This window comes from Nonomuraea soli (genome assembly GCF_013761175.1).
In the GTDB taxonomy this organism is placed as follows: Bacteria; Actinomycetota; Actinomycetes; order Streptosporangiales; family Streptosporangiaceae; genus Nonomuraea; species Nonomuraea soli.
The window spans coordinates 160309-175562 of sequence record NZ_JACDUR010000009.1; the positions used below are offsets into that span (position 1 = coordinate 160309).

23 protein-coding genes and 1 tRNA gene are annotated in these 15254 nt (G+C 69.3%); 19 read left to right on the forward strand and 5 right to left on the reverse strand.

Features of this window, described 5'->3' with window-relative positions:
* Window positions 1-98 precede the first annotated feature (98 nt).
* The 19 genes from HNR30_RS39810 to HNR30_RS39900 all read left to right on the forward strand — a co-directional run bounded on the left by HNR30_RS39810 (window position 99) and on the right by HNR30_RS39900 (window position 12787).
* The gene (locus tag HNR30_RS39810) at window positions 99-263 is read left to right on the forward strand and encodes a hypothetical protein (protein WP_181615360.1); all 165 of its coding nucleotides are present in this window, start codon (window positions 99-101) and stop codon (window positions 261-263) included.
* Window positions 260-562: a WhiB family transcriptional regulator gene (locus tag HNR30_RS39815; RefSeq protein ID WP_312894984.1), complete on the forward strand. Its 303-nt coding sequence runs from the start codon at window positions 260-262 to the stop codon at window positions 560-562. The genes HNR30_RS39810 and HNR30_RS39815 overlap by 4 nt, the downstream gene beginning before the upstream one ends.
* Window positions 563-745: 183 nt before the next feature.
* Complete coding sequence (locus HNR30_RS39820) at window positions 746-970, forward strand: hypothetical protein (protein ID WP_181615361.1); 225 nt, start codon at window positions 746-748, stop codon at window positions 968-970.
* Window positions 967-1350, forward strand: a complete 384-nt coding sequence (locus HNR30_RS39825; protein WP_181615362.1) for an RRQRL motif-containing zinc-binding protein — start codon at window positions 967-969, stop codon at window positions 1348-1350. Before HNR30_RS39820 ends, HNR30_RS39825 begins: the two co-directional genes overlap by 4 nt.
* A complete protein-coding gene (locus HNR30_RS39830) occupies window positions 1347-1529 on the forward strand; it encodes a hypothetical protein (protein WP_181615363.1) in 183 nt (60 codons plus the stop codon). Before HNR30_RS39825 ends, HNR30_RS39830 begins: the two co-directional genes overlap by 4 nt.
* A gap of 3 nt (window positions 1530-1532) precedes the next feature.
* Entirely contained in the window at window positions 1533-2498 is a 966-nt protein-coding gene (locus HNR30_RS39835) for a hypothetical protein (protein WP_181615364.1), read from the forward strand.
* 16 nt (window positions 2499-2514) lie between these two features.
* Window positions 2515-2706 (forward strand): hypothetical protein, encoded by a 192-nt coding sequence (locus tag HNR30_RS39840; protein ID WP_181615365.1) that lies wholly within the window; start codon window positions 2515-2517, stop codon window positions 2704-2706.
* A gap of 5 nt (window positions 2707-2711) precedes the next feature.
* Complete coding sequence (locus HNR30_RS39845; protein WP_181615366.1) at window positions 2712-3008, forward strand: hypothetical protein; 297 nt, start codon at window positions 2712-2714, stop codon at window positions 3006-3008.
* Window positions 3005-3352 (forward strand): hypothetical protein, encoded by a 348-nt coding sequence (locus tag HNR30_RS39850; RefSeq protein WP_181615367.1) that lies wholly within the window; start codon window positions 3005-3007, stop codon window positions 3350-3352. The genes HNR30_RS39845 and HNR30_RS39850 overlap by 4 nt, the downstream gene beginning before the upstream one ends.
* 20 nt (window positions 3353-3372) lie before the next feature.
* A complete protein-coding gene (locus HNR30_RS39855; protein WP_181615368.1) occupies window positions 3373-3747 on the forward strand; it encodes a hypothetical protein in 375 nt (124 codons plus the stop codon).
* Between the two features lie 44 nt (window positions 3748-3791).
* Entirely contained in the window at window positions 3792-6044 is a 2253-nt protein-coding gene (locus HNR30_RS39860) for a DNA translocase FtsK (protein ID WP_181615369.1), read from the forward strand.
* 270 nt (window positions 6045-6314) lie between these two features.
* Window positions 6315-6617, forward strand: a complete 303-nt coding sequence (locus tag HNR30_RS39865; protein ID WP_181615370.1) for a hypothetical protein — start codon at window positions 6315-6317, stop codon at window positions 6615-6617.
* Between the two features lie 205 nt (window positions 6618-6822).
* Window positions 6823-7680: a deazapurine DNA modification protein DpdA family protein gene (locus HNR30_RS39870; protein ID WP_220134548.1), complete on the forward strand. Its 858-nt coding sequence runs from the start codon at window positions 6823-6825 to the stop codon at window positions 7678-7680.
* Between the two features lie 88 nt (window positions 7681-7768).
* The gene (locus tag HNR30_RS39875; RefSeq protein WP_181615371.1) at window positions 7769-8083 is read left to right on the forward strand and encodes a hypothetical protein; all 315 of its coding nucleotides are present in this window, start codon (window positions 7769-7771) and stop codon (window positions 8081-8083) included.
* A 19-nt stretch (window positions 8084-8102) separates the two neighbouring features.
* The gene (locus tag HNR30_RS39880; protein ID WP_181615372.1) at window positions 8103-9143 is read left to right on the forward strand and encodes a phosphoadenosine phosphosulfate reductase family protein; all 1041 of its coding nucleotides are present in this window, start codon (window positions 8103-8105) and stop codon (window positions 9141-9143) included.
* Window positions 9140-10045: a bifunctional DNA primase/polymerase gene (locus HNR30_RS39885; protein WP_181615373.1), complete on the forward strand. Its 906-nt coding sequence runs from the start codon at window positions 9140-9142 to the stop codon at window positions 10043-10045. Before HNR30_RS39880 ends, HNR30_RS39885 begins: the two co-directional genes overlap by 4 nt.
* Window positions 10042-11244, forward strand: coding sequence for a DUF3631 domain-containing protein (locus tag HNR30_RS39890; protein WP_181615374.1), 1203 nt, complete (start codon window positions 10042-10044; stop codon window positions 11242-11244). Before HNR30_RS39885 ends, HNR30_RS39890 begins: the two co-directional genes overlap by 4 nt.
* A gap of 170 nt (window positions 11245-11414) precedes the next feature.
* Window positions 11415-11621, forward strand: coding sequence for a helix-turn-helix domain-containing protein (locus tag HNR30_RS39895; RefSeq protein ID WP_181615375.1), 207 nt, complete (start codon window positions 11415-11417; stop codon window positions 11619-11621).
* Window positions 11621-12787 (forward strand): site-specific integrase, encoded by a 1167-nt coding sequence (locus tag HNR30_RS39900; protein WP_181615376.1) that lies wholly within the window; start codon window positions 11621-11623, stop codon window positions 12785-12787. Before HNR30_RS39895 ends, HNR30_RS39900 begins: the two co-directional genes overlap by 1 nt.
* 59 nt (window positions 12788-12846) lie before the next feature.
* Here the strand turns inward: HNR30_RS39900 and HNR30_RS39905 are convergent.
* The 5 genes from HNR30_RS39905 to HNR30_RS39925 all read right to left on the reverse strand — a co-directional run bounded on the left by HNR30_RS39905 (window position 12847) and on the right by HNR30_RS39925 (window position 15204).
* Window positions 12847-12918, reverse strand: a tRNA-Val gene (locus tag HNR30_RS39905).
* Window positions 12919-12935: 17 nt separating this feature from the next.
* The gene (locus HNR30_RS39910) at window positions 12936-13877 is read right to left on the reverse strand and encodes an ROK family protein (RefSeq protein WP_181615377.1); all 942 of its coding nucleotides are present in this window, start codon (window positions 13875-13877) and stop codon (window positions 12936-12938) included.
* Between the two features lie 21 nt (window positions 13878-13898).
* Window positions 13899-14207: a hypothetical protein gene (locus HNR30_RS39915; RefSeq protein WP_181615378.1), complete on the reverse strand. Its 309-nt coding sequence runs from the start codon at window positions 14205-14207 to the stop codon at window positions 13899-13901.
* A 128-nt stretch (window positions 14208-14335) separates the two neighbouring features.
* On the reverse strand, window positions 14336-14776 hold the full coding sequence (locus HNR30_RS39920; protein ID WP_181615638.1) for a peroxiredoxin: 441 nt from the start codon (window positions 14774-14776) through the stop codon (window positions 14336-14338).
* Complete coding sequence (locus HNR30_RS39925; protein ID WP_181615379.1) at window positions 14773-15204, reverse strand: DUF3052 domain-containing protein; 432 nt, start codon at window positions 15202-15204, stop codon at window positions 14773-14775. Before HNR30_RS39925 ends, HNR30_RS39920 begins: the two co-directional genes overlap by 4 nt.
* Window positions 15205-15254: the final 50 nt, after the last annotated feature.

Here is a 15254-nt window from a genome sequence, read left to right on the forward strand (position 1 = left end):
TCAATCGCCCGATCTACGCGCGACCGGGGACGGCCCTGCCCGCCAAGACACGGTGCCGTCCCCGGTCCTCCTCCCCTTCTCAGAGAGGTGTCCTCATCATGACCTACCGGTCCCTCTTCGCCGGTATCCCCTGGGTCTGCGTCGTGTGCGACGGAGGAGAGATCTCCGCGCCGGGCGACGAGCCGCCCTCCCCGCCCATCTGCCCCTCCTGCGTCCGTCTGCAGGTGTCCGAGGTGCTGGCCACGCTGGAGGTGGCCCCGTGACCGCCCCCGAGACGACCGCCCACCTGGGCGGCAGGTCAGCTATCCGGCTGCTGGCCACCATCGACGACGCCGGTTCGTCCTGCGGGCAGGTGGACCCCGACCTGTTCGTCGGCCCTGACGGGTTCGAGTCCCCCCGCCAGCTCAAGTTGCGCGAGAACGCCGCCAAGTCGGTGTGCCGCGGTTGCCCGGCGATCGTGGCTTGCCTGGCCTACGCCCTGGAGATCCGCCCCATGCACGGCGTGTGGGCAGGGCTGAACGCCAGCGAGCTGCGCGCCCTTGACCGGCCGGTGGTGGCCTGAGATGAACCGCTTCCGCTGTACCGACTGCGGCCAGCGCTCCGCCAACGTGATCGGCTGCCGCCGCTGCAACGCCACGACCGGACGCCGTATCGCGCTGTGCCCCATGCACGGAGGCCGATGCCGCTCTGGCTGCCGGACCTGCCGAACCCGCTTCCGCGCCCACGCCTGACCGGAGGGCATGCCGTGATCGCTTTCGTTTCGCACGCCCTGGCGTTCCTGGCCGGGCTGCTGATCTGCGACCTGATCCGCCTCACCCACAGCCGCTACCGCCTGCGGCAGACCTCCCGTCTCGTGGTCCGCATGGGCGGACCGCTGGAGCTGGCCGTCACCCGGTGGGCGTCCGACCCGCACAACTGGTGCAACCGGCCCGGTTGTCCCCGCTGCTGGCAGGGGTGGGGCCGTCCATGAGCCGCATCCGTGCCCGCTTCTGGGACCCCGCCGGAGCCCGCTACGTTGTCCCCACCTACCCGTGGCACATGGCCCCGCCACACCTGCGCACCCTGCGTCAGCTGGCAGCTGACAAGCTGCGTCCCGGCGGCCAGGGCATCCAGGCGCAAATCCTGTGGCGCTCTCGCCGCTACAGCGCCCCCGGAGGGGTGCGCGTGGCTTACCTGTACGACGTGCGGTTCGCGCTCCCCAAGCGCGTCCCGACCCCGGCGCAGCTCGCCGCGCTGGCCAAAGCCAACGCGGCCCGCCGTACCTGCCCCGAGTGCCTGACCGATGTCGGCTACGTGCTGCCCCGCCAATGCGACTCCTGCCCCGACTGCGCAACGGAGATCGCCGCATGAACCTCTTCAAGCGTCCGTGCCCCATCACGTTCGTGCCCGCCGACGGCAGCCCCGAGCTGGAATGCACCCGCACCGGCTGGCACGGCCCCTTCCACGCCACCGACCGCGAGCGCTTCACCCGCCTGCCGGGTCGCGCCCTGGTCAACCCCCGTAAGCCCGCCCCTAGAAAGGAGGGCTGACCCATGACAGTGAACCTCCCCGACCCCTCGCCCGAGCCGACTCCGGAGGAGATCGCCCGTGGGCTGGCCGACCTGGAACGGCACCTCTCCGCCAATCAGCCCGTCCCCCGCGCAATGCCTGTCACCGCGTTCGGCTCTGCCCACCGACGTGAGAGCAGGAGGGTGCGCAAGTTGCGCGCCGAAGTCGCCGAAGCCCGCACGCTGGCCGACCTTCAGGGCGATGACGCCCCGCTGCTGCTGGACACGCCCAAGGTGCGCAAGCGCCGCAAGGCCGCCCGCCAAGCCGCCCGCCTGCACGCCCTGGCCCACGACCCGGACATGCGGGCCTGGCAGGCCGCCCGCATGCGCCGCACGCTGGTGACCGCCGCACTCGTCTCGCTCACCCTGGCGCTGGCCTGGTCCACCGCCGGCGTGCAGACCTTTGCCGCCGACGGCGCCGCGGCCTGGTCGCCCGGATGGGTGTTCGCCTGGCTGGTGGAGCCGTTCCTGTCCCTGGCGCTGCTGGTCGTGGTGGGCGCCCGCGCCTATCTCGGCACCTGCGGCCAGCCTGTGGCCGACCGCGCCCTGGTGCGGATCGAGTGGCTGTTCCTGGCCCTCACGCTCGGCATGAACGCCTGGCCGTATCTGCCCGGCGTGGCCGACACCTTCTCGCTGTCCCGGCTGGTGCTGCACATCCTGGGACCGATCGTCGCGGTGGCCATCGTCACCGCCCTGCCCATCATCTTGGCCGCGTTCGCCCGCCTAGATCACGGCATGCCCGGGACTCCTACCGGCCCTACCGGCCCTACGTACAGGGCGAACGCCGCCGTCCTGGCCGCCCTTACCGCCCGCGCCCGCCACCTGATCGACGCCGGCGAGCTGCCCGCCGACCCCGGCGCCGACAAGATCCGCCGCGCCCTGGGGTGCGGCATGGACTCCGCTCGGGCGGTGCGTGACGCGCTGCGCTTCGACACCCCCTCCCCCTCCTGACCCGAGGAGCTTTGTCATGACCGCGTTCATGTTCACCTTCATCGTCGTCACGGGGCTTGCCTGCCTGGCCGTCCCGGTCGTCATCGCCGTCGTCGCCCTGCTCGACCGACCCCGTGTGCGGGTTCTGGTGCATGACCGGATGGAGCACATCGCCGCCGAACTGCGCGCTGACCGGACCGCCGATCAGTCGGAGGATGCCTGGTGGTGATGTCGATGCCCCGCCGGCCGCGTGTCGTCTACGTCATCACCGACGCTGCCCCTCCCCGCTCTGCCGCCTCCCGCGGCCTGCGCCTCCTGCTGGCCGGGCTGCGGGAGGTGCTGGCACTGATCCTTGCGGTGCTGGTGCTCCTGGTCACCGCGCTGGACGCGTGGGTCACCGCGCGGCTCGGCATCCGCCCGGTGATCCCCGCCGGCCGCCGCGCGCTGGCCGTCCTGCTGCGCGAAGCGCGCGCCTGGATCGAAGACATCCCCGAAGCCGACCTGATCGACGATTGCGAGGTCCGCCTGTGACCGACATCGACACCGGCAGCGGCGGCACTCGCCCCAGAGCGATCACCGAGCTGGCCGGGATCGAGTTCACCGGCAGCCTGGGCGAGGCGTTTCACGCCTACGGCAAGGCGCTGACCGCGTTGGCCGACCGGTGGAACCTGGAGCTGGACATCGCCGCCGTGGATGCCGAAGCCGCCATGACCACGATGAAAGGCCAATGGCTGCTGTTCGGCCTGGACACCCGTGTGCGCGCCCGCCGGGTCGCCAAGCGGCTGCACCGCGCCCGCCAGCTGGCCGCCGCGCTGGCCGAACGTGGCGAGAACTTCCCCCGCACCTACCGCAAGCACTTCACCCCGCCCCGCTGACCAGGCCGAAGGAGGACACCATGGGCACCGGACAGACCCGTCTCGACGAGATCGCCAATATCGAGTTTCACGGCAAGGTCCCCAAGAAGATCGCCGACTACGCCACCGCGTCCCAGCGGTTCGCGCATGACCTGGCCCGCGAGCTGGACAACGCCGCCGGCGCAGCGGAGGCCGCGATGCGCCAGCTCAAGGGGCACCCGCTGCTGATGGGCGTGGACGTGCGCGCCCGCGCCAGCTGGGTCGCATCCGTGCTCGACGATGCCCGCGAACTCGCGCTGGGCGTCTCCGCGGAGCTGGTCAAGTTCCACCTGCAGTTCCAGCGGGAGTTCGCCGACGCCCTCAGCGACAAGCGTTCCGACAAGCGGAAGGACTACAAGGGGCAGGTGGATCTGTGATGCGCCGTTCCGCCACCTCTCTCCAGGTGGTCCAAGAGGCCACCATGGAACGTCTGGCTGCCTCCGTGCTGTCGAAGGTGGGCGTGCTGGTCCCGCCGTGGCTGCTGCTGGGCCTGCTCACCGTGGCCGGGCTCGTCTCGCACCACTGGTGGGGGCAGCCGCCCGAGGTGACCTGGGCTGCGATTGGCTGCACGCTCGGGGTCACTGTACTGACCGGCCTGACGTGGGCCGTCTCCCACCAGCGGCGCCTGATCGGCCGCGCGCATTCGACCCTGACCACGGCGCTGGTGGGTGGCTGGTTCACCGCCGCCACCGTCACCGGCCTGGGCCACCCGGTCATGCAGGGCACGCTGTTCTTCGGCGGGGCCACCCTCGCCTTGTCGTGGAACATTCGCACCGTCATCCGCCGCGCCACCGGCGACGAAGCCGACCACGGCGCCGACGCGCTGGGATCGCTGTTCGACCGGGCCAAAGACCAGGTCGGGCTGAAGGGCACCCGCGTGCGCGCCATCGAGGTCAACGACCACAAGGTCAAGGGCCTGATGAACCTGCCGCCCGGTGAGAAGACCGCCGACGACGCCATCAAGGCCACCGACCGGATCGAGTCCGGCATGAAGCTTCCGCCCGGCAGCGTCATCGTGGCTCGCGACGACGACCGCGCCGACCGGGCGTTCATGACCGTCTCCGACCCGCGCGCCATCCGCCGGCCGATCTCGTGGCCTGGCCCGTCCCTGCCCAGCGGCTCGGTGAACCAGCCGGTGCGGATCGGGCTGTACCAGGACGGCGACGACATGCGGTTCCGGTTCGTCGGCTTCCACCTGCAGATCATGGGAGCCACCGGGTCGGGCAAGTCGATCGGTGGCGCGTGGAACATCTGCGCTGAGCTGATGACCCGCCACGACGCCGCGATCTTCTCCATCGACATCAGCAAGGACGACCAGACGATGGGGCCGCTACGCGAGGGTCTGCACCGCTTCGAGCACACCAAGGCCGGAGCGGTCGCGCTGATCCGCGCCATCCACGCCGCCATCCCCCAGCGCACCAAGTGGCTGGCCGAACACGGCTACAGCGACTGGGAGGAAGGCTGCGGTCTGACCTACTGGTACCTGCACATCGAAGAGATCGCCAAGCTGGTCAGCGAGCTGGGCGCCGACGACGAGGAGAAGCTGGGCGAGATCCTGAAGGAGATCCGTTCGGCCGGTGGCAGCGTCATCTTGTCGTTGCAGCGTGCCGACTACACGCAGATCCCGACCCTCTTCCGCTCCCAGATGGCCAAGATGTGCTTCGGCCTCAAAGACCCCGACGACGTCAAGTTCGGCGTCTCCGCACGCCAGCGCAAAGCCGACGTCGCCCCGCACGAATGGGAAGACCACTACCCCGGCATGGCGCTGCTGGACGCCCGCGGCATCCCGGTCACGCACTACGCGATGCCGCTACGCACCTACGCGTGGGGCCGCAACAGCGCTGAGGCCCGTGCTGCGATGACGGCGCACGCCGCCGCTTACCCGGCGTCGGTCAAGCAGGTGGATGAGTTCACCGCCGCCCTGGCCCGACCCACCACCGCCAACAGCGCACTGGCCGCGGCCTCAACCCCGCCCCCTGGCGGTGCAAGCAACACCAGCGGGCAGGCGGATGAGCCAGCGGAAGACGAGTTCGCCGCCGACTTCGCTGACCTGCTCGCCGATGCCGCCGAACTGGTCATCCACGCCCAGCATGCTTCCCCGGCGATGTTGCAGCGCAAGCTGCGCATCACGTGGGAGGACTGCCTGCGCCTGATCGAGGCGCTGGAGCGTAAAAGCATCATCGGCCCACCCGACCCCGACAACGAAGCTCGCCCTGTGTTCGTCAAGCCCAGCGACCCCGGCGCCGCTGACCTGATCGACCAGCTCCGCCACCGCGGAGACGTGGTCACCGCAGCCCTGGCCGACGCCGGCGATCCGGACCCGTCCATCACCGCTGGGCCAAAAGAAGAGATACGGCAGCCCACCCCCGAGGAAGCCGACGCCCTCCGGGCCGACGCACCGACCGTCAAGCTCGAACCCGTCCAAGCCCGCGCCCTGGTGCATGCATGGCTGCGCCAGCGCCACCAGAGCGGACGGCACACCATCAAGGTCAGCGATGAGGACCTGACCGAGGTCCGCCAGCGCACCGGCCTGGGCCGCGCCTGGATCTACAAGGTGCTCGACGACCTCACCAGCCGGGGCGTGCTCAACGCGGCTAAGGCCGGCAGCAGCAAGACCTACACCATCGCCGACATGTCCCCGCTGGAGGGCGACGACTACGATGCCGCCGCCTGATCGGCTGCCGGCCACCACCGACGCCCCGCCGGGGCCGTAACACCCAGCGGGGCGCCCCCTTGTGCGGCTGCGCGTGGGAGGCGTGCGCGCAACGAAAACGATCTTCTTCTGGTTGTCACGGGGATATGTCACGCCGCCATCACGGGGCCTCTGTCACGCCGTCATGACCCCGTTGACCAGTGACTCCCCACCCCGCCCCCTGCCCGTGACACCGGCGCGCTGTCACCGCACCCCGCCATGATCATTCAACCGTTGGTCTGGGAGACCGTCGTGTCCAACCTCGCCATGATCACCGCCGCCGTCATCGGCGGAACACTCCTCCCCTTGGCCGTCGTGCTCGCCATAGTCGGCTACCGGCACGGCCTGACCCGCAACCCCTTCACCGACTGCCGCCTCTGCCAGGGCACCGGCGTCAAACGCGGCGCCCTGTTCACCCGCTCCTTCCGCTTCTGCCACGCCTGCGACGCCACCGGGCTCACCCTCAGGCTCGGGGTCCGGATGTTCAACATCCCTGTCCCGGCTGATCAGGAACACCTGCGCCGTCTGCGCCGCGACCGGAACAGCATCCGCTGATGCCCGGCCCTAACCGAGCCTTCCAGGGCCGCATCATCATCACCTGGCGCAAGCATCTGGAGCATTGGGGAGGCGGCCGCCAGCGCCCCTGCCGCTTCTGCCAGCTCCTAGCCTCCCTGCTGGATTACGACGGCTTGCCCGTCCACAAGGTGTGCCTGGAACAGGCCCTCTCTGCCGCTCCTCAACAAGCTGAGAGGTACGCCGCGTGACCGCTCCCCCAACGCACGCGCTGGCCGCCACCGGCGCCCCCTCTGCAGCACCGGTCTTCGTCACCGGAGTGCCTGAACCGTCATGGTTAGGCCGCATCACCTTCCCGGCCATGGTCAGCTACAGCAGGCTGGCCCGCCGGCCGCTCCCCCGCCATCTGACCGCGCGCTGTCCCACCTACGTGGACTCGCGCGGGTTCACCGAACTGAAGAAGCACGGCCGATGGACCATCACCGCCCGCGAATACGTGGAATGGCTACGCAGCCACGGCGAAAAGATCAACCTTCAGTGGGCTGCCCCGCAGGACTGGATGTGTGAACCCGCCATCCTCCACGGCGGACGCTTCGGCCGCGAAACATTCGCCGGTACTCACCTCAGCGTGCGCGAGCACCTGCACCGGACGGTCGATAACTACCTGACACTCCGCCAGTTGGCACCGGAGCTTCCCATCTTCCCCGTGGTCCAGGGCTGGGAACTGGATGACTACCTGCGCTGTGTCGTCCTCTACACCGCCGCCGGGGTGGATCTGGCTGCGCTACCTCTGGTCGGGATCGGCTCCGTCTGCCGCCGCCAGTCCACAGCTGAAATCGGCCAGATCGTCACCACCCTCGCCGGGTTAGGACTGCGCCTGCACGGCTTCGGAGTCAAGACCCTGGGACTGCTGCGATATGGCCGCTACCTGGTCTCCGCCGACTCGATGGCCTGGAGCAAAGACGCCCTCCACAGCCCACCCCTGCCCGACTGCGTCCATCGCAACTGCGCCAACTGCCTGCGCTACGCCGTGCGCTGGCGTGCCCGGCTCCTGGCCAAACTGCACGCGCTCCCGTCCCGCACCGTCGAAAGACCCGCCGCATGACCAGCCACCCCCACACCCGCGCGCGACCTGGCGCACCCCACCTACGGCGCCGCTCCAGCCGGATGACGTCTACGCGACCTTCTACCGGGTGCCGATCTCCTGGCTCGGCTGGGACGGCGAACACGTCTTCGGCCTGGGCCGCCACCCGCCACGACGGTTCGTGGCAGCCGCCTGCCGCCTGCACCGCGACGTCGGAGTCCAGCCGAGCCAGGCGCTCGGCCCCGCTCCCGCCGCCCAGGTGCTCACCGAGGTCTGGCACACCTGGGCCGTACGGCTGCCCGCTGCACCTTCCCCCGCCCACTGCCAGGGCCCGGCCGAACCAGGCTGGCGCATCCGCTGGGGTAAGCCCGTCCACGCCACCACCCCCGGTGCCTTCCCCATCACCGCCCTGTTCGTCGCCTGACCCTGCCAAGGAGCCCACCATGGGACGCCGCTTCATGACTGCTGAACTCCTGCCCGGCATGCCCGACACCATCGGACGCAAGCCCGTCAAGGCAGACCAGTCACCACCCGCCCGCACCCTGGCTGAAGCCATCACCCGAAGCCACGACATCATCGCCGAAGCCCTCGACCGCTACCCCATCGTGGCCCGTCAGGTGCTGTTTTCCGGCGGCAACGACTCCACAGTGCTGCTGCACCTGGCCCACCCCTACCTCGACTCTTCTCCCCACGATGCCGTCGTGCACGTCAACACCGGCATCGGCATCGACGAAACACGTCAGCACGTGCGCGAGGTGGCCCACACCTGGAACCTGCCGCTGCGTGAACTCCACCCACGCGACTCCTATGACGATCTGGTGCTTGGGCAGGTGATCGCCCGCACCGGCAAGAACGCAGGCATCCGGTCGGTCTGGAAGGGCTTTCCCGGCCCCGCCGGGCACGGCGTCATGTACCGGCGGCTCAAGGACGAGCCCCTTCAGCGCAACCGCGCTCAGATCGTGGACACACGCGGCCGCTCCCGCAAGGTGCTGTATCTGGCGGGCATGCGCTGGGGCGAGTCCGAGCGCCGCATGCGCAACGCCGCCGAGATCGACCAGGCAGGCGGCATCGTGTGGTGCTCACCACTTGTGCACTGGACCAACGCTCAGATGGCCGAATACCGGCACACACACCGGCTGCCGCAGAACCAGGTGTCAGCCCATCTGCACATGAGTGGCGAATGCCTGTGCGGTGCCTTCGCCAAGCCCGGCGAGCTGGACGAGATCGAGTTCTTTTATCCCCGTACCGCCTACCGCATCCGCTCTCTGGAGCAGCGTGTCAGGGCGGCCGGAATCCCCGCCTGCAAGTGGGGCCAGAAGATCACAGGCCAGAACACCCCTCGACCAGGCAGCATCGCCGGCCGGTTGTGCTCTTCCTGCCCGGCACCGGTTGAGGGTCAAACAGACCTGATGGACCTGTGGACTCAGCAGGGACTACTCACCCCTGCGCCGACACCCGCAAGCCCGACCGGAGTGGCCGTATGAACAACCCCATCCGCTACGCCCTGGCCGCCGCCGCCCGTGGCTGGCACGTCTTCCCCATCACCCCGGGCGCCAAGCAGCCACCGCGAGGCTTCACCACCTGGGAATCTCGCGCCACCACCGACCCGAACCTGATCCACCGATGGTGGTCACGGGCGCCGTACAACGTCGGCATCGCCACCGGCCCCAGCCAGCTCGTGGTGCTCGACCTCGACACCCCCAAACCCGGAAAGGAGGGGCTTCGCCCCCCGCCCCCCTGGGACCTGCCGGGCGTCACCGACGGCGCGGACGTGCTGGCCGTCCTGTGGCAACGCGCAGGCCACCCCCTCCCGTTCGAGACCTTCACCGTCCGCACCCGCCGCGGTGGAACCCACCTGTACTTCACCGCCCCCGACGGCGTGCGGCTCACCAACACCGAAGGCGGCAAAGGCCGCGGTCTGGGCTGGCTGATCGACACCCGCGCGGCCGGCGGCTACGTCGTCGGCCCCGGCAGCCACGTGCACCTGCCCGACGGCATCGGCACCTACCAGGTGCTCCACAACGGCCCCGCCGCCCCACTACCCCCGTGGCTGTTCAAGCAGCTTGAAACCTCGCCCCCGACGCCGGGCAAGCCCGTCCGCCTGGCCCTGCCCGCTGACCGGCACGGCGCGTTCCTCCACGCTGCGATCACCGGCGAACTCAACCGGCTGGCCGCCGCCCCCGTCGGGGAGCGCAACCGCACCCTCTTCCTGGCCGCCACCGCCCTGGGTCAACTCGTGGCCGGTGGCGCGCTCAACGCGGACGAGGTGACAACCCTGCTTGAACAGGAGGGGGAAGCCGCCGGCCTGAGCCGAGCGGAAACGCGTTCCACCGTCGCCTCCGGACTGCGCAACGGCGCCCGCCGCCCCCGCAGCGTCGCCGCATGACCAGCCCACCCAACCCCGCAGGAGACCGCCACGTGGACCCATCCCCCGAACCCGTCAGCCACGGCGCCGCACTGTTGGATGCGCTGCTGACCGCGCTGACCCGCTACGTCATCCTTCCCACCCCTGAGGCCGCCGACGCCGTGGTTCTGTGGATCGCCGCCAGCCACGCCCAACCCGCATGGGCGCACGCCCCCCGCCTGGTGATCCGCGCCCCCGAAAAGCGCTGTGGCAAGTCCCGGCTGCTGGACGTGGTCGAGTCCACCTGTCACGAGCCGTTCATCACCGTCAACTCCACCCCCGCCGCCGTCTACCGCTCCATCACCGACGACCCCCCGACGATGCTGGTCGACGAGGCCGACACCATCTTCGGCCCGAAAGCCGACGGACACGAAGACCTGCGCGGGCTGCTGAACGCCGGGCACCAGCGCAACCGGCCCGCCAAGCGCTACGACGCCAACACCAACCGCGTGATGAGCATCCCCACCTTCGCCATGGCCGCGCTCGCCGGCATCGGCGCCATGCCCGACACCATCGAAGACCGGGCCGTCGTCATCCGGATGCGCCGGCGCGGCCCCGGCGAAACCGTGGCGCCCTATCGGCACCGCCGCGACCGGCCCGCCCTCCGCCAGCTGGCATGCGAGCTGTCCGCGTGGCTGCGCGCCGACCTCGCCGCCCTGGAGAAAGCCGAACCGCCCATGCCGGTGGAAGACCGCGCAGCCGACACCTGGGAACCCCTCGTGGCCGTCGCCGACCACGCCGGCGGCCACTGGCCCGACCGGGCACGGGCCGCCGTGCTGGCCCTGACCGCCGAAGCCGACGAAGCCTCTCAGCCCTCCACCCGCGTCCGGCTGCTGGCCGACTGCCGCAACGCCTTCGGCCCCGACACCGCCCTGGCCACCACCATCCTGCTGGACCGGCTGAAGGTCAACCTGGAGGCGCCCTGGGCCAGCTTCGGCCCCACCGGGCTGACCGCAATGCGCCTTGGCACCATCTTGCGCGAGTACGACATCCGCTCCACCACCATCCGCTTCCCGCCCCCGATCGGCCAGGCCAAGGGCTATCAGCGAGCCGACTTTCTGGACGCGTGGGAACGCTACTGTCCCGCCCCTGCGCCCGTCCCGACGGCCGAAGTGCTCGACTTCACCAGGGGGAGCCGTACCAGCCGTACCAGCCTCAACATTGCAGGTCAGACCCAATGAGGCTTTCACGCTGGTACGGCTCAAGCCGTACCAAGATCGCCGCCTGGTACGGCTTGAGCCGTACCACGAAACAAGCCTCTTCGGGCCTGACCTGGGGAAACGAGGCTGGTACGGCTGGTACGGCTACCCCCCTCAGAACCGCATCCCACCGCCAAGGAGCGACCTCCCACATGAACACCCCTCCGCTCGACGACGCCCAGCTCTATCGCGTCCCGGACGCGATGAAGCGGCTCAAGCTCAGCCGAAGCCTGATCTACGACCAGATCCGCACGGGACGTTTGCCCTCCGTCAAGCAGGGCCGCGCCCGTCTGTTCACCGCCAACGGCATCAGGGCCTACATCGCCCTGTTGGAAGAGGAAGCGAGGAACGCCGCTTGATGGCCAAGCGACGCAGCAGGGGAGACGGCGGCATCCATTGGGATGAGAAGCGCCAGCGCTACATCGCCACCGCGAGTCTCGGCTACGGCCCCAACGGCAAACGCATCGTGAAGCGCGCCAGCGGCAAGACCAAGACAGAGGCCGGCGCCAAGCTCAAGCAGATCCTCCGCGACTTCGAGGACGGCTTGGCCATCGCGCCAACCAACTACACAGTTGCCGAAGCCGTGACCTACTGGCTGGACAACGGACTTCCCGGCCGCGACGCCAGAACGGTGAACATGTACCGCTGGTACGCAGGCAAGCATCTCATCCCTCACCTGGGCAAGCGGAAGCTGCGCGACCTGTCGGTGGAAGACGTGGACCGCTGGCTGCAGAACCTCACCAAGCCACTCGGCACCCGCTCCCTTAAGATCCTGCACAACATCCTGAACCGCTCAGTCAAGAACGCGATGCGCCGCGACAAGGTCAAGCGGAACGTCGTGGACCTGTGCGAAGTCCCGGAGGGCAGAGAGGGCCGCCCGTCCAAGGCTCTGACCCTCACACAGGCGGAAGCCGTCCTGAGGGTCGCTGAGACTTCCGTGCCTCGCATCCGCGCCTACATCGTGGTCTCCCTACTTTCTGGAGCGCGCACAGAGGAGGTGAGGGCGATCCAGTGGAGCCACATCGTGGCTTACGTGAAGGAGCACAAGAGCTGGCTGCCCGTGGCCGAAGCAGGCTGGGAGCATGAAGAGTTTGCCCTGTACGTGTGGCGCTCGGTCCGGAAGAAGGGCGACACCAAGACCCCCAAGTCACGGCGTAGCCTGGCGCTCCCCAAGCGGTGCCTTGAGGCCCTCAAGACTCTCAGGCAGGCACAGGGAGACGAACATGAACTGGTCTTTGCGACGCGCGATGACAACCAGGTCAGCGCGCACAACATCCGCCGCGATTTCCGGAAGCTGATCACCAAGGCGGGGTTGGACCCAACCGAGTGGGCTCCCCGCGAGCTGCGACACAGCTTCGTCTCGCTGCTCTCCGATCACGACATCCCGATCGAGGACATCTCCCGGCTGGTCGGTCACTCCAACACGGTGGTCACGGAGACGGTCTATCGGCACCAGATCCGGCCCGTCATCCAAGACGGTGCACGGGCGATGGATGCCATCTTCCCTGCGGCGGAGGAGCCTTAGTCACGCAGTTTGTCACTCACGCCCCGTTTCCTTGATCGGAAACGGGGCGTTTTGGCAGGTGGACGGTACTGGGTTCGAACCAGTGACCCTCCGCTTGTAAGGCGGATGCTCTACCGCTGAGCTAACCGTCCCCGATCGGCACTACACCTTACGACACCAACGGCCCCGACCGCACATCCAACCGCCACGTCCCCCCGATGGCCCCCCGTCCGGCGGCACGCCAGCCGAGGAGCGCCGCGCCCAGCATGCCCGCGTCGACCCCGAGGGCCGCCGGGACGAGGGGTGGCGCGTCGCGGAAGGCGAGCCGCTTGACGAGGCGGGTGCGTACCGGGTCGAACAGGGCGGGTCCCGCCTCGGCGAGGCCGCCGCCGAGGACGATCACGGACGGGTCGAGCAGCAGCGTGTAGGTCGCCAGCGCGAGCGACAGCGCTTCGACGGCTTCGTCCCACACCTCGATGGCCAGGGGGTCGTCGGAGGCGACGACCTGTTCGGCGCGGATGCCTTCCTGGCCGGAGCGCAGTGAGTAGCGGCGTCCGACGGACGCGGCCGAGGCGTAGGTCTCCAGGCAGCCGAACTGCCCGCAGGCGCACTGTTCGCCGTCGGGGAAGACGGGGATGTGCCCGATCTCGCCGCCCCAGCCTGAGGCTCCGCCGTACGGGGCGCCGCGCAGGATCATGGCGCCGGCGATGCCGGTGCCGATGGGGAGGAACAGGAAGTCGTCGACTCCGCGTCCGGCGCCGATGACGCTCTCGGCGAGGCCGCCGGTCTGGACGTCGTGTCCGAGGACGACGGGGATGTCGAGGGCGCAGAAGGCGGACGCGGGGACGTCGCGCCAGCCGATGTTGGCGGAGTAGAGCGCCATGCCGGGGTCGACGAGGCCGGGCACGGCGATGCCGACGCCGGCGGGGCTGCCGTCGCCCGACGCGGCGAGGTCGCCGACGAAGGTGCGGATGGCTTCGACCACGGCCTCCGGCCCGTTCTCACGGGGCGTGGGGCGGCGCTCGGTCAGCAGGACGACGCCGGTGTCACTGACCAGCCCGCCCTTCATGGACGTACCACCGACGTCGAGGGCGACAACGAACGAACTCACGACACCAGAAGATAGCGCATGTCACGAAATGCGACCGAGCACCCGATTCAATGCGGCTTCCACCTCGTCGGACAGCCCGGGGACCGTGGTGACCAGGTCTCGCGTCTCCCGCGCCTGCCGTACGGCCCCGCAGGAGCGGCATTCGACCTCGCCGAGCCGGCAGATCAGCTCGAATGAGCCGCACGAGGAGCAGGTGTCGAGCTCGAGGTCGTGCGACCGTTGGCAGTCCGGGCAGATGAGCACGAGGACCTCGTGCGAGACCCCGCGGCGCCAGGGTGAGGCTCCGCGGACGGGGTCGGTCTGCCGGGCCCCGCAGCGATAGCAGGGCATGGGTCCCTCCGAACAACAGACGACGGATCGACTGACGACGGATCGACAGACGATGGATCGATGGACGGGTGTGCGACGGCGCCGGGCGGGGTGATCACGAGGACCGGTCGCCGGCGCCCCCACGACGGTTACGACAGGGCTTTGAGATAGTCGGCGACGTCACGCGGCGTGGAGACCGGGTTGTCGATCGACCACACGATGGCGCCGCCGCCGTCGATGATGAAGGTGCCCCGACGGGCAACCCCCTTCTCCTCATCGAAAACACCGTACGCCTGTGCGACCTGTCCATGTGGCCAGAAATCGGAGAGAAGAGGGAAGGCAAAGTCCTCTTGGTCCGACCAGGCACGCAAGGTGAACATCGAGTCCACTGAGACGCCCAGGATCCTGACGTCGTCAGGAAAGGCGGTGGAGGCGAGCGCGGAGAGCTCGCTGAAACAGATGCCGCTGAACGCGAGCGGGAAGAAGACCAGCACGACGCGCGTGCCTCGGTGGTCCGACAGCCTGGTGGGCGTGCCGTGCTGGTCCTTCAGCTCGAAGTCCGGAGCGAGGTCTCCCAACGAGAGAGTCAGCGTCGCCCCTTGGGCGGTGCCAGTCTGGTTCCCGACCAGTCGGGTGCGGCTGAGATGCTGCTGGTCTGGGAGAGACCCGCGGTGGCGGCGTCCTCCCCGATGTCGCTCGGCTCCACGTGTCCGTCGCGTCCGGCCTTGGGAGTCAGCAGCCAGATATGGCCGCCCTCTGCGAGGCCGCGCATGGCATCGCCGCTGAGTACGTCGAACAGATCGCCGTCACCGTCGCGCCACCACAGCAGCACCACGTCGACGACGTCGTCGGTGTCCTCGTCGAGCAGCTCGTTGCCGGTCAGGTCCTCGATGGCCGCCCGAAGGTTCTCGTCGACGTCATCGTCCCAACCGATCTCCTGCACCACCTGACCCGGCTTGAGTCCGAGTCGTTCGGCCAGGCCGCGCTCGCCCTGCGCCTGACCCGCGGTCGCGCTCACTTGTATCCCTCCTGGTATGCGGTTATCGCTTCGGGACAGTCCACACGCTG